General features: G+C 61.7%; 14 protein-coding genes. 8 read left to right on the top strand and 6 right to left on the bottom strand.

The window, feature by feature from the left end; all coding sequences use genetic code 11:
- Positions 1-58: 58 nt before the first annotated feature.
- Complete coding sequence (locus tag AB5Y92_RS09840; RefSeq protein ID WP_139735942.1) at positions 59-1,018, top strand: LysR family transcriptional regulator; 960 nt, start codon at positions 59-61, stop codon at positions 1,016-1,018.
- Here AB5Y92_RS09840 and trpS read toward each other — a convergent pair.
- Positions 997-2,010: a tryptophan--tRNA ligase gene (gene trpS, locus AB5Y92_RS09835; protein WP_201987625.1), complete on the bottom strand. Its 1,014-nt coding sequence runs from the start codon at positions 2,008-2,010 to the stop codon at positions 997-999. The two genes, AB5Y92_RS09840 and trpS, sit on opposite strands and share 22 nt — an antisense overlap.
- A gap of 192 nt (positions 2,011-2,202) precedes the next feature.
- Positions 2,203-2,640 (bottom strand): universal stress protein, encoded by a 438-nt coding sequence (locus AB5Y92_RS09830; RefSeq protein ID WP_040098275.1) that lies wholly within the window; start codon positions 2,638-2,640, stop codon positions 2,203-2,205.
- Positions 2,641-3,041: 401 nt separating this feature from the next.
- Between AB5Y92_RS09830 and fabV the strand changes: the two genes are divergently transcribed.
- The 6 genes from fabV (at position 3,042) to AB5Y92_RS09800 (ending at position 10,022) form a co-directional block, all read left to right on the top strand.
- The gene (gene fabV, locus AB5Y92_RS09825; protein WP_201987623.1) at positions 3,042-4,229 is read left to right on the top strand and encodes an enoyl-ACP reductase FabV; all 1,188 of its coding nucleotides are present in this window, start codon (positions 3,042-3,044) and stop codon (positions 4,227-4,229) included.
- Positions 4,230-4,321: 92 nt separating this feature from the next.
- Positions 4,322-4,846, top strand: a complete 525-nt coding sequence (ftnA, locus tag AB5Y92_RS09820; RefSeq protein WP_005339225.1) for a non-heme ferritin — start codon at positions 4,322-4,324, stop codon at positions 4,844-4,846.
- Positions 4,847-4,996: 150 nt separating this feature from the next.
- Positions 4,997-6,181, top strand: a complete 1,185-nt coding sequence (locus AB5Y92_RS09815) for an NAD(P)/FAD-dependent oxidoreductase (protein WP_080764968.1) — start codon at positions 4,997-4,999, stop codon at positions 6,179-6,181.
- Positions 6,182-6,258: 77 nt separating this feature from the next.
- A complete protein-coding gene (locus AB5Y92_RS09810; protein WP_005339222.1) occupies positions 6,259-7,932 on the top strand; it encodes a sensor histidine kinase in 1,674 nt (557 codons plus the stop codon).
- Positions 7,933-7,978: 46 nt separating this feature from the next.
- Positions 7,979-8,722, top strand: a complete 744-nt coding sequence (locus AB5Y92_RS09805; RefSeq protein WP_058052680.1) for a LytTR family DNA-binding domain-containing protein — start codon at positions 7,979-7,981, stop codon at positions 8,720-8,722.
- Between the two features lie 109 nt (positions 8,723-8,831).
- On the top strand, positions 8,832-10,022 hold the full coding sequence (locus tag AB5Y92_RS09800; RefSeq protein ID WP_040069602.1) for an MFS transporter: 1,191 nt from the start codon (positions 8,832-8,834) through the stop codon (positions 10,020-10,022).
- Positions 10,023-10,094: 72 nt separating this feature from the next.
- On the opposite strand, the gene AB5Y92_RS09795 is transcribed toward AB5Y92_RS09800, so the two are convergent.
- The 4 genes from AB5Y92_RS09795 to AB5Y92_RS09780 all read right to left on the bottom strand — a co-directional run bounded on the left by AB5Y92_RS09795 (position 10,095) and on the right by AB5Y92_RS09780 (position 13,022).
- On the bottom strand, positions 10,095-11,219 hold the full coding sequence (locus AB5Y92_RS09795) for a 5-(carboxyamino)imidazole ribonucleotide synthase (RefSeq protein ID WP_164535764.1): 1,125 nt from the start codon (positions 11,217-11,219) through the stop codon (positions 10,095-10,097).
- Positions 11,216-11,725: a 5-(carboxyamino)imidazole ribonucleotide mutase gene (gene purE / locus AB5Y92_RS09790; protein WP_139394789.1), complete on the bottom strand. Its 510-nt coding sequence runs from the start codon at positions 11,723-11,725 to the stop codon at positions 11,216-11,218. The genes AB5Y92_RS09795 and purE overlap by 4 nt, the downstream gene beginning before the upstream one ends.
- A gap of 63 nt (positions 11,726-11,788) precedes the next feature.
- On the bottom strand, positions 11,789-12,091 hold the full coding sequence (locus AB5Y92_RS09785) for a hypothetical protein (RefSeq protein WP_005321666.1): 303 nt from the start codon (positions 12,089-12,091) through the stop codon (positions 11,789-11,791).
- A gap of 4 nt (positions 12,092-12,095) precedes the next feature.
- Positions 12,096-13,022 carry a sodium-dependent bicarbonate transport family permease gene (locus AB5Y92_RS09780; protein WP_164535765.1) on the bottom strand — a complete coding sequence of 309 codons (927 nt, stop codon included), beginning with the start codon at positions 13,020-13,022 and terminating at the stop codon, positions 12,096-12,098.
- 109 nt (positions 13,023-13,131) lie between these two features.
- Here AB5Y92_RS09780 and AB5Y92_RS09775 point away from each other — a divergent pair.
- A partial coding sequence (locus AB5Y92_RS09775; protein WP_368226661.1) for a LysR family transcriptional regulator occupies positions 13,132-13,627 on the top strand: 496 nt, incomplete at its 3' end.

Genomic DNA, 13,627 nt, shown 5'->3' with positions numbered 1-13,627 from the left:
AGGCAATCTGTTACTATGGTAAAAATGAATTGTTGGCATTTAACTATGGCTAATATCGATGGATAGCTCGCTCGCCCGTCTTGACCTCAACCTGCTCGCCGTATTCGACATGCTGATGCAGGAGCGCAACGTCACCCGTGCCGCCGAACGGCTGCATCTCTCCCAATCCACCGTCAGTCACGCCTTGGGGCGGCTGCGGGGGGCGCTGGATGATCCGCTGTTCGTGATGAGTCGGCGCGAGATGATGCCGACCGAGCGGGCCAAGGCACTGGCAGGGCCGGTGCGCCAAGCGCTGGCGATGCTGGAACAGGGATTGCGGCAGGCCAAAGGGTTTGATCCCGCGACCGCACGGCGGATTTTCCGCATCGCCACCCCGGGTTCAGTAGAGCACGGGCTGGTGCCGGTGCTGGTGGAGAGGCTCCATCGACAGGCCCCTCACTGTCGGCTGGAGGTGTGCGAGCTGGCCGACAGCAACTACGAGCGGGAGTTGGAAAAGGGGGAGCTGGATCTGGTGATCGGTTTCGCCGGGGCGAATCACCTCTCACCGCGCTTGTGGCGGGAGGAGTGGTTCAACAACCCGCTGGTCTGCCTGTCGCCACTCGGTAGCGAGTTGCCCGATGTGCTGACTCCGGTCGAGCTGGTGAGCCGTCCCCACATACATACCTCCAGCTGGGGTCACAGTCAGGCGATGGTGGAGCTCTGGCTGGCCCGCTTCGGGGTGGAGCGGGAGCTGGGCGTGCGGTTGCCAAGCTTTATGGCGGTGCCGCCACTGATGGCGACCGGCCGCTATCTGGTGGTGGTGCCCGAGATGATCGGGCGCCACTTCTGCCGCTACTACCCGCTGCGGATGCACCAGCTAGACCCCGCCATCCCCATCGTCTACCTGATGGCGGGGCACCCGCTCACCGCCCATGACGAGGCGATCGGCTGGTTCAAGAGCCTGCTGCACCAGCTGGTGTTCGACCTCTACGGCGACGATGCACTCGGGACTCCCGCTCAGCGGATGCTGGCGAAGTAATCCAGCCCCATGGCGCCTTTCACCTCCGCCAATACCTCATCGGTGATGATGCGAGCCTGCTCGGTGCCCTGATAGAGCAGCTCCAGCAGCATCTTCTTGTCGGCGATGGCCGCGGCCCGGCGCTCCCGCATCGGGGCGAGCAGGGTTTGCAGGCAGTCATTGAGCACCTGTTTGCAGCGCATGTCCCCCAGCCCGCCGCGCCGGTAGTGGGCCTTCATCTCGGCGACCAGCGCCTTGTCGGGGTGGAAAGCATCGAGATAGGCGAACACCGTATTTCCCTCCACCTGACCCGGATCGCTCACCTTGAGGTGGTTGGGGTCGGTATACATGGCGACCACCGCCTGTTTGACCTCTTCCGCCGACATGCCGAGCTCTATGGTGTTGCCGAGGGATTTGGACATCTTGGCCTTGCCGTCGATGCCGGGCAGGCGGCCGGTGTCGCTCAGGATCGGCTGGCACTCGGTCAGCACCTCTTTGCCTACCAGAGAGTTGAAGCGGCGGACGATCTCGTTGGTCTGCTCCAGCATCGGCAGCTGATCCTCCCCGACCGGCACATGGCTGGCGCGAAAGGCGGTGATGTCGGCGGCCTGACTCACCGGATAGACCAGAAAACCGGCTGGCAGCGTGCGTTCGAACCCTTTCTGCTGGATCTCCGCCTTGACGGTGGGATTGCGCTCCAGCCGGGCGACGCTGACCAGATTGAGGTAGTAGCAGGTGAGCTCGGCGAGGGCGGGCAGGGCGCTTTGCAGACAGAAGGTGGTCTTGGCTGGGTCGAGGCCGACCGCCAGATAGTCGGCCATTACCTCCAGTACGTTGTCGGTCACCTTGGCCGGGTTGTGGCCGTTGTCGGTCAACGCCTGCAAGTCGGCGATCATCACGAATTGACGGTAGTGGTGCTGGGCTTCGACGCGCTGGCGCAGGGAGCCGACATAGTGGCCGATGTGCAGTTTGCCGGTGGGACGATCGCCAGTCAGGATTACAGGGTTGTGCATGTCACTCTCTCCAGTTGTGTGAGCCGGGAGGCGACAAAGGGATAAAAACAGTTGACCGCCTCTCGGCGGTCACGGTGTTTTCTTTGGGAAATTTACAATAGAAACGCGGTGCCGCCTGTTTAGGAGCAGCACCACCAGTAGTTGTGATTGAATGCGGTCATGTTCATAGCAAATCAAACTACGCCGGTTTCATCACTTCTGCAAGGGGACGACCAGCAGATCGCAGGGTACCGTATTCATCAACTGACGGGCGCTCGAGGTGAGCAGACTCCAGAAGCTCTGGCGATGGCCGCACACCAGCAGATCGATCTGGTACTCCTTGACCGCCTGATTGACTCGCTCGCTCAGATCGCCGCAGATCACCAGCTTCTTCTCGATGGGATAGTCCACCGAGGCGAGGAAGGCCTCCAGCTTCTCTTTCGCTTCGGCGATCACCTGATCCTGCACGTTGTCGATGTCGATATCGATCATCTCGGTGTAGAGATCCTTGAGGTCCACATCGACATGGATAACCGACAGCTTGGCGCCGTTGGAGCGGGCTCTGTCCACCGCCTTGTCGATTACCTTGCGGTTATCTTCAGAGAGGTCGATCGCAGCCAGAATATGCTTGTAATAGGTTGTTCCACTCATGGGGGTTCTCCTTACCGATCCTTCAGTCCACTATACCAATCTCTGCTGAAACTAAAATGGTGCCTCAGGCACAGTTTTGGGATTTAAATGAGTTTAATCACGTGTGACACAGGGTCAGCCACTCAGTTATTAACCACTATTTGCCTATAAATTAAACAAGAGTTTGACGCCGGTCACACCCCCCGGCTTGCCGATCAGGGGGGAGAGGCATAGGATGGGCCCGTGCTTCGCAATGAACACAAAACAACAAAAAGCATCTGAATACCGCTTTGGGGAGCCACGTGCTCCCTTTTGTTTTTCTGCCTCATTTCCTGCTGCTTTTCTGACTGATAGCGATCCGGCATCAAGTTAATCTCCTTCGATTTGGTTATGCTGTAGCCAGTTTCTTTGGAGGCCTTCCCATGATCATTCATCCCCAGATTCAAGGTTGTGTTGCCCGCAACTGTCACCCCATCGGCTGTCGCGCCGCCGTGCAGCAGCAGATCGAACGTATCAAGGCCGCTGGCCCGTTCAACGGCCCCAAGCGGGTGCTGGTGCTGGGGGCCTCCTCCGGGTTCGGGCTGGCGTCGCGCATTGCGCTCGCCTTTGGTGCCGGTGCCGACACCATTGGCATCTCGTTCGAGCGGGGCCCCTCCGACAAGGGGCTGGGCAGTGCCGGTTGGTACAACAACATCTGGTTTCGCAAGGAGGCAGAGCAGGAGGGACGTATCGCCATCAACCTGATTGGCGATGCCTTCTCCGATGGCATGCGCCAGCAGGCCATCGACACCATCCGCCAGCAGCTGGGGCAGGTGGATCTGGTGATCTATTCGCTCGCGAGTGGCATCCGAGTGCTGCCCGACGGTACGCAAGTGCGCTCTGTGCTCAAGACCACCGGCCAGCCATTTAGCGGTTGGGGGCTGGATCTGGAGCGCGATACGCTGGTGCAGCAGTCGCTTGCGCCTGCCACGCCGGAGGAGATCCGCGACACCGTCACCGTGATGGGGGGTGAGGATTGGCAGCTCTGGATGCAGGCGTTGCAGCAGGCCGATTGTCTCGCCCCCGGCGCGCAAACCGTGGCCTACTCCTATATCGGCCCCGAATCCACCTATCCCCTCTATCGGGATGGCACCATCGGTTATGCTAAGGAGCATCTGCACGCCACCGCCGAGACCATCAACCTGCAGCTGGCCGAGATTGGCGGTCACGCCTGGGTGTCGGTCTGCAAGGCGCTGGTGACCAAGGCGAGCGCCTATATTCCTGTGTTGCCGGTTTATCTCGGCTTGCTGATGGGGGTGATGAAGGAGCGCGGCGTCCATGAGGGCTGCATCGAGCAGATGCAGCGACTGTTTGCCGCCAAGATGTATGGGGCCAATGGGGTGGTGGCCGATGGCAACCGGCTGATCCGGATGGATGACTACGAGCTCGACCCGGCCATTCAGGCCGCCGTTTCGGCGCTCTGGCCCAAGGTGACGCCGGAGAATTTCCATGCGCTGGGGGACTTTGCCGGGCTGCGGCAGGATTTCATGCAGCTCAACGGCTTCGAGCTGCCGGGCGTCGATTATGCTGCGCCGGTGGATGTCGCCTCCCTTGGCGAGCTGACCCCCTGAGCTGAAAGAAACGGGATCTCCCTCTCGTTGGCGGGTTGATTCGCGGCGGGAGTGTGGCGACAATCGATACCAAATCACTGAGGAGAAACAAGATGCTGGCCCAAGCCATGATCGAGAAGTTGAACGAGCAGATTAACCTGGAGTTCTACTCCTCCAATCTCTATCTGCAGATGAGCGCCTGGTGCGAAGACAAGGGCTTTGAAGGGGCGGCGACCTTCCTGCGCCAACACGCGGTCGAGGAGCGCCAGCACATGGAGCGTCTGTTCACCTATGTGAGCGAGACAGGCGCCATGCCCAAGCTGGGTGCCATCGATGCCCCTCCCCACGAGTTCAAGTCGCTGGGCGATGTGTTCCGTACCACTCTGGAGCACGAGTATCACATCACCAAGTGCATCAATGGTCTGGCCCACGTAGCCTTCACTACCCAGGACTACTCCACCTTCAATTTCCTGCAGTGGTATGTGGCCGAGCAGCATGAAGAAGAGAAGCTGTTCAAGAGCATCGTCGACCGTCTGGGTCTGGTGGGTGAAGATGGCAAAGGCCTCTACTTCATCGACAAGGAGCTGGCCGAACTGGCCAAGGGCGCCCCTGCCAGCATCATGGATAGCAACGCCTGATAGTCGTGGACACTTAGTGTTCAGCCAGTACAATAACGGCCCTTTTAAGGGCCGTTGTTTATTCTGGTGTGCAGCCACTATGGCTGTGTTCCGCCAGAGGCAATCTCGGTTCTGGCCAGGTGCCGTTTCTATTTTGATAAGTGAGTGATGATGAAGCAGGTCGATGTGGTGGTGATCGGGGCCGGTGCGGCCGGATTGATGTGTGCAGCGCAGGCGGGCTACCGTGGCCGCTCCGTGCTGGTGCTCGACAACGCCAAGAAGCCGGGCCGCAAGATCCTCATCAGTGGCGGTGGCCGTTGCAACTTCACCAACCACCAGGCGGGCGCTCACGCCTACCTGTCGGAGAATCCCCACTTCAGCAAGTCGGCGCTGGCTCGCTACACCCAGCAGGACTTTATCGATCTGGTGGATCGCCACGGGGTCAACTATCACGAGCGCACTTTGGGGCAGCTGTTCTGCCTCGAGAGTGCCAAGGATATCGTCGATGTGCTGCTCACAGAGTGCGACTGGGCCGGGGTGACCCTGCAGTTCCAGACCGAGATCCTCACCGTCAGCAAGCAGGACGAGGGCTTCGTGCTGACCACCAGCAAGGGTGAGATCGGCTGTCACTCGCTGGTGGTGGCGACCGGCGGTCTCTCCATGCCCAAGCTGGGCGCGACCCCGTATGGCTTCAAGCTGGCGGAGCAGTTCGGCCTCAAGGTGCTGCCGACCCGCGCTGGGTTGGTGCCCTTTACCCTCCATCAGGCGGAGAAAGAGGCGTTTGCCGATCTGGCGGGCATCAGCCTGCCGGTGGCGGTGACCGCCGAGGATGGCACCCGCTTCAAGGAGGCGATGCTGTTCACCCATCGCGGCCTCTCTGGCCCCGTCATCCTGCAGATCTCCTCCTACTGGCATGCGGGTGAGAAGATCCACATCAACCTGCTGCCGGAGCTGGATATTCCGGCCGCCCTGCGTGAGTGGGCGCAGGCACACCCGGCGCAGGAGCTGAAAACCGTGCTGGGGCGCGAGCTGCCCAAGCGTTTCGTCGACAAGCTGGTGGAGCTGGGCCAGCTGGTCAGCAAGCCGATGCGCCAGTACAACGAGCGGGAACTTGAGGCGATCGCCAACCTGCTGGGTGACTGGCAGATCCTGCCCAACGGCACCGAGGGGTATCGCACCGCCGAAGTGACTTTGGGCGGCGTCGATACCAACGAGCTCTCCTCCAAGACCATGGAAGCGCGCAAGGTGCCGGGTCTCTACTTCATCGGTGAAGTGGTGGACGTGACCGGCTGGCTCGGTGGCTACAACTTCCAGTGGGCCTGGTCCTCCGGCTGGGTGGCTGGCCAATATTGTTGATGTCGCTGGGGCTGGTTTATCCGGCCCCGGTTTTTGGTGATGGTTGCGGATTGAACGAGTGACAAGAGGGGGTCTGGATGCTTGAAAATCAGATGATGCTGCTAGCGGTGTTCGAACGGGCGGCGCTGATGCTGATGACCCTCTTCTTTCTGACTCGCACCCGGCCGTTCCAGCGGCTATTCCAGAAGCGGGATCACACCCCGGCGGAGCTGGTGCTGGTGGCCTCCATCTTCGGCCTGTTTGCGGTGTTCAGTACCTACACCGGCATTCCGGTAGAGGGGGCGCTGATCAACGTGCGGATCATTGCCATCATCTCCGGCGGCATCCTGTTCGGCCCCTGGGTCGGCATACCGGCCGGGGTCATCTCCGGCCTGCACCGCTATCTCATCGATATGGATGGCCACACCTCCATCCCTTGCCTTATCGCCAGTATTATCGCCGGTCTGCTCGCTACTTGGCTGCACCTACGCTGCCGCAAGTCGCGGCTCTGGCTCTACGGCATTCTGGCGGGGATGCTCTGCGAAGGGCTCACCATGCTGCTCATCTGGCTGCTGACCGAGCCCCACGAAGTCGGTGTGGAGATCGTCAACCACATCGCCTATCCGATGATCGCCGGGGCGCTCTGCATCGGCCTTATTATCAAGCTGGTGCAGGATCTGGATGACGAGAAGGAGCTGATTGCCGCCAAGCAGGCCAAGCTGGCGCTCGATATCGCCAACAAGACGCTGCCTTTCTTCCAGAACATCGATCGCCACTCCCTCAGTCAGGTGTGCGATGTGATCCGGCGCGATATCAGCGCCGATGCGGTGGCCATTACCGATACCCATGATGTGCTGGCCTATGTCGGGGTGGGCAAGGACTATTACGAGCTGGATGAGCACCACGCCATCAGCGGCATGACCCAGCAGGCGGTGCTGCTCGACCAGATCATCATCAACAACGATCTGCGCCAGTATCACCTCTCCGATTTCCACTCGGTCATCATTATTCCGCTGCGGGAGAACGGCTCGGTGAGCGGCACCCTCAAGATTTACTACCGCCGTACCCACAGCATCACCAGTTCGCTGCGGGAGATGGCGGTGGGCCTCTCCCAGCTCATCTCCACCCAGATGGAGGTGTCGCGCATCGAGCAGCTCAAGGAGATGACTCGCAAGGCGGAGTTCACCGCCCTGCAGAGCAAGATCAACCCGCACTTCCTGTTCAATGCCCTCAACGCCATCTCGTCGCTGATCCGCATCCGGCCCCAGCAGGCGCGCCAGCTGATCGCCAATCTGGCGGACTACCTGCGCTACAACCTCAACAAGGGGGATGAACTCATTGACATTCAGGAGGAGCTGCAGCAGGTGCGCGACTACGTGGCCATCGAGCAGGCCCGCTTCGGCGACAAGCTGGAGGTGGTGTTCGAGGTGGACGATGTGCACATTCAGGTGCCGAGCCTGCTGTTGCAGCCGCTGGTGGAAAACGCCATCCTGCACGGCATCCAGCCCCGCAGCGCGCCGGGTCGGGTCACCATCGAGGTGAAGCAGCTGGCGGGCGGCATCCGGGTATCGGTACGAGACACAGGTTACGGCATCAGTCAGGCGGTGATCGACGGGGTGGCCGCCGGTCGGGTGGAGAGCCGCAGCATCGGCCTGATGAACGTGCATCAGCGGGTCAAGCTGCTCTATGGCGATGGCCTGCACCTCAAGCGGCTGGAGCCGGGTACCGAGGTGAGTTTCTATCTGCCGGATCAGGAGTCGATGCCATGTTGAGTGCCATCATGGTTGAGGATAAGTGTGTGCCGCGAGAGGTGTTGTCATGCTGAAAGCGATCATAGTAGAAGACGAGTATCTGGCTCGCGAGGAGTTGATCTATCTGGTGAATCAGCACAGCCAGATCGAGATAGTGGCGAGCTTCGAGGATGGGCTGGAGGCGTTCAAATACCTGCAGGATCACGAGGTGGATGTGGTGTTTCTGGATATCCAGATCCCCTCCATCGATGGCCTGCTGCTGGCCAAGAACCTGCACAAGTCGAGCCATCCGCCCCACATTGTCTTCGTCACCGCCTACAAGGAGTTTGCGGTGGAGGCGTTCGAGCTGGAGGCGTTCGACTACATCCTCAAGCCCTACAACGAGCCGCGCATCATCAATCTGCTGCAAAAGCTCGAGCATGCGGGCAAGTCGCAGCCAGCCACCACTGGGGAGGCGAGCGGCGAGGGGAGCAGCCCCCACAATCGCACCGTCAATCTGGTGAAGGGGGAGCGCATCATCGTCACCCCCTGCGAGCAGATCTACTACGCGGAAGCCGACGAGAAGCTTACCTATGTCTACACCCGTGATGACCGCTACGTGATGACCATGACCATCAGCGAGTTTGTCAGCCGGTTGCCTGCCGAGGGGTTCTTCCGTTGCCACCGCTCCTACTGCGTCAACATCAACAAAATCCGCGAAATAGTCCCCTGGTTCAACAGCACCTATCTCATCCGGCTCCATGATCTGCCGTTCGAAGTGCCGGTCAGTCGCAGCAATATCAAGGCGTTCCGTCAGCTGATGCGGCTCTGATTGTCATTCATTCCCGCCGATCTGCATTTCATGCCTTAATCGATCGGCGCGAGCTGCGTCTTGCCTATAGTGGCCTCAATTTCCTTAAGGCCATCGACCGAGACGCATCATGACCAAAGAGATGAATCGCACCCGGTACCTGACACTGATCGGTACCATCATCACCCAGTTTGCACTGGGTTCTGTCTATACCTGGAGCCTGTTCAACGCCCAGCTCTCCGACAAGCTGGACGAGCCGGTGAGTCAGGTCGCTTTCGCCTTCGGCCTGCTCAGCCTCTCGCTGGCGGTCGCCTCCTCCATGGCGGGCAAGCTGCAGGAGCGGTTCGGGGTGCGCAACGTGACCCTCGGTGCTGGTGTGCTGCTCGGCATCGGCTTCTTCCTCACCGCCCATGCCAGCAATCTGGCGATGCTCTACCTCTGTGCGGGCATTCTGGTCGGTTTTGCCGACGGTACCGGCTACCTGATGACCCTCTCCAACTGCGTGAAGTGGTTCCCGGAGCGCAAGGGGCTCATCTCCGCCTGCTCCATCGGTGCCTATGGCCTCGGCAGTCTCGGTTTCAAATACATCAACCTGCTGCTGCTCTCCAGCTCCGGCCTTGAGACCACCTTCCAGCTGTGGGGGCTGATCGCCATGTCCATGGTGCTGGTGGGCGGCATGCTGATGAAGGATGCGCCCAAGCAGGCCGCTTCCGTGCAGCAGAGCGAGAGCCGTGACTTCACTCTGGCTGAGGCGATGCGCAAGCCGCAGTACTGGATGCTGGCGCTGATGTTCCTCACCGCCTGCATGAGTGGCCTCTATGTCATCGGCGTGGCCAAGGATATCGGCGAGAAGATGGTGGGTCTGCCTGCTGTAGTCGCCGCCAATGCCGTCGCCATCATCGCCATGGCCAACCTGGGTGGCCGTCTGGTGCTGGGTATCCTCTCCGACAAGATGTCCCGCATCCGGGTCATCACCATTGCCCAGCTGATTACCCTGGCGGGCATGGCGCTGCTGCTGTTCGTGCCGCTCAATGCCAACCTGTTCTTTGTGGCGGTCGCCTGTGTGGCGTTCAGCTTCGGTGGCACCATCACCGTCTACCCCTCGCTGGTGAGCGACTTCTTCGGTCTCAACAACCTGACCAAGAACTACGGCGTCATCTATCTGGGCTTTGGTCTGGGCAGCATCATCGGCTCCATCGTGGCCTCCCTGTTTGGCGGCTTTATGGCGACCTTCCACCTGATCCTGGTATTGCTGGTGGTGGCGCTGGTGCTCTCCCTCACCATTCGTCTGCCGGCACCGGTAGCGGTGGAGCGGGCCTGATAAGCCTCCTTGCCATAGCAAGCAAAAACAGAGACCCGGGCATGCCCGGGTCTTTGCATTTCCGATGCTCGATCAGCGTGGCGCTAGCCCCAGCAGCTGGCGGGCCTGACGGCAGCGCTCCTCCACCGTTGGCCACTCGTCACCGGTTACCGTGATATGGCCCATCTTGCGGCCGGGGCGGGGTTCGCCCTTGCCGTAGAGGTGCAGATGCAGGCCGGGCAACGCCAGCAGGGCGGCCCAGTCGGGCGTGCCGTTTTGCCAGAGATCCCCCAGCAGGTTGATTAACAGGGCGGGGCGCACGGCGATCTGCTCCGGCAGCGGCATATCGCACAGGGCCCGCACCTGCAACTCGAACTGGCTGCATGCGGCGTTGTCGAGGCTGGGGTGACCCGAGTTGTGGGGGCGGGGCGCCAGCTCGTTGACCAGCAATCGACCTTCCACCAGAAAGAACTCCACCGTCAGCACCCCGACGTAATCGAGGGCTGCGATCAGCCGCTCGGCGATCCCTTTGGCTTCGCTCTCCAGCACCGGCACATTGGCCGGGGAGCGAGTCTGATCGAGGATGCCGCCGCTGTGCCAGTTTTGCACCAGCGGCAGGGCGCTGATGGCGCCACTCGGGCTGCGGGCCAGGGTCAGGGCAAACTCCCCCTCCAGCGCCAGCCGTTGTTCCAGCACGCAGGGCACGCCACTAGCTGCCAGCGCCGTCGTCAGCTCATCCAGGTCGCTCACCTGCCACTGCCCCTTGCCGTCGTACCCTTCGCGGGCCGTTTTGAGAATGGCAGGCAAGAGTTCGCTGGTCTGTGCGGGGATGGGCTCTTCCGGCACTAGCGCCAGATAGGGGGCGACCGGGATGTCAGCTCCGCGCAGAAAGGCTTTCTCCTCGCGGCGATCCTGACAGATGCGCACCGCGCTGGCGGCCGGGCGCACCGGCTTTTGTTTTTCGAGCAGGGCGAGGGTGGTGGCAGGCACGTTCTCGAACTCGCAGCTGATGGCCTCGCAGTAGCTGGCCAGTTCGTGCAGGGCTGCGGTGTCGTCATAGGGGGTGACAATATGGTGATCGGCTGCGGCCCCGGCGATGCTGGCCGGGTCGGGATCCAGTACCACCACCTTATAGCCGAGGCGGTGGGCGGCCATCACAAAGTAGCGGCCAAGCTGGCCGCCCCCCAGCATGCCGAGGGTGGCGGGAGGCAGGATCATGTCGGCTCCTCCAGTTGCAGTGCCAGCACCCGATCTCGCTCGTGGGTGCGGAAGTCGTCGAGCTGTTGCCGGTAGCGGGGGGCGTCGCCGTCTTGTGCAACGGAGAGCAGAGAGACGGCAAACAGGGCGGCGTTGGCAGCCCCCGCCTCGCCGATGGCGAAGGTGGCGACTGGCACCCCTTTGGGCATCTGCACGATGGAGAGTAGCGAGTCCATTCCCTTGAGATGGCGTGATGGGATAGGCACCCCCAGCACCGGAAGAGTGGTCTTGGCGGCGACCATGCCCGGCAGGTGAGCGGCGCCACCGGCTCCGGCGATGATGGCACGCAGGCCGCGCTCGCGGGCAGTGGCGGCATACTCGAACAGCAGATCCGGGGTGCGATGGGCCGAGACCACCTGTGCCTCGTAGGGTACGCCGTGCTCCTTGAGGATGCGGGCGGCGGCCTGCAGCACGGGCCAGTCGGAGTCGGAGCCCATTACCAGGCCGATCAGCGGAGGGGTGTTCATGTGTATTGGTTCCTTGCTGTTAAACGTTTGCTTTTGGTAAGCAAAAAGAGCCGGCAAGCCGGCTCAGAATTTCTCGGGTCGCACGATTTCTACCGGTTGCAGAAAGGCGATCATGGCGTAATCGGGGTAGTAACGACTCTGCAGGTGGGCCAGCAGCCGCTCCGCCTGCTCCCGGCTGCAGATGGCCTCCAGCCGGATGTTGCCGCTCTCGCTCCAGCTGGCGTTGCGCTCGCCATGATCCCCCCTGCCGCGGGCATCTGTGATGGTGTAGCCGCGCAGCCCCTCGCGGGTGAGAGTGCGCAGCAGGGTAGGCTCCAGATTTGCCTCCGTGATGACGGTGAGCAGGGTGCGGGTCTCGGTCTGCATGTGGCTACTCCGTGAAGTGGCGGGCCCAGCTGTGGTAGAGCGGGATCCCCAGCATGATGTTGAACGGGAAGGTGACCCCCAGCACGGCGCTGAGAGACAGCCCCGGGTTGGCCTGAGGCACTGCGATGCGCATGGTGGCCGGCACGGCAATATAGGAGGCGCTTGCCGCCAGGGTGGCGAGCAGGGTCAGGCCGCCGAGGGAGAGCCCCATCAGCTGGCCAGCAGCCAATCCCAGCCCCGCCGAGGCGAGTGGCATCAACAGGGCGAAGCCGAGCAGGAACAGGCCATGGCGGCGCAGATCCTGACACTGGCGGGCGACGATGAGGCCCATCTCCAGCAGGAACAGTGCCAGCGCCCCCTTGAACAGGTCGACAAACAGCGGTTTGAGCGGGGCAATCCCGTCCGGACCAGCCAGATAGCCGATGGCCATGCCGCCCAGCAGCAGGGTGACCCCTTTGCCGAGGAAGGTCTCGTGGGCCAGCATGCGCCATTGAGTCTGGCGACTGACCCCGCGAGCCAGCACTATGCCCACCAGAATGGCCGGGATCTCCATTACAGCCAAGAAGATGGAGAGCTGGGATTCAAAGCTGATGCCCCGCTCGGTGAGCCAGTTCACCCCGACCGCAAAGGTGGCGACGCTGACCGAGCCATAGTGGGCGGCGGTGGCGGCGGCATCCACCCGGTTCATCTTGAGGCGCAGCACGGCAAAGCCGAGCAGGGTCTGCACCACGCCGAGCAGGATCACCAGCGCAAGTTGCGGCAGCAGGGGTTGCAGGGATTGTTGGGCTAGACCGACGCCGCCCTTGAGGCCGATGGCCAGTAGCAGAAAGAGAGAGAGGGTGTCGTAGAGGGCGGGAGGCAGCTTGAGCTCGGATCGCACCAGACCGGCCAGCAGACCAAACAGAAAGAAGAGTACAACAATGTCCAGCATGATGGTTCGCAGGGCAGTTCAGATAATGGTTGCATGCTAGAGCCCGCAATGTTTCGATAAAATCAGATTCTCGCTGATGGTTGTTCGGTAAAAACTGATAGGGAACGGCATGCTCAACTACAAACAGCTCTACTACTTCTGGCATGTGGCACGCAGCGGCAGCGTGACGCAGGCCGCCGAACAGCTGCATCTCACGCCGCAGACCATCAGCGGTCAGGTTGCAGAGCTGGAGCAGTCCCTCGGGGTGGCGCTGTTCAACCGGGTGGGGCGGCGTCTGGTGCTGACCACCGCCGGGCGGCAGGCGCAGGAGCAGGCGGGGGCGATTTTCTCGCTCGGCGCCGAGCTGGAGCACACCCTGCGCCACGCCAGTCAAGAGTTGACAATGCAGGTGGGGATCGCCGATTCGGTACCCCGTACTCTGGCGTTCGAGCTGCTGGCCCCCGCCATGGCGCTGGCAACGCCGCTGCGGCTGGTGTGTCACGAGGAGCGGGCCGAGCAGCTGTTCAGTGAACTGGCCCGCCACAAGCTGGATATGGTGCTGATCGATCGCCCGCTCCCTCCCGACAGCGGCGTGCGTGGCTATAACCACGAGCTGGGGCGCAGCC

The organism is Aeromonas sp. R1-1 (assembly GCF_040908495.1).
GTDB classification, from domain to species: domain Bacteria; phylum Pseudomonadota; class Gammaproteobacteria; order Enterobacterales; family Aeromonadaceae; genus Aeromonas; species Aeromonas veronii.
This window is presented reverse-complemented; position numbering and strand designations above follow the sequence as displayed.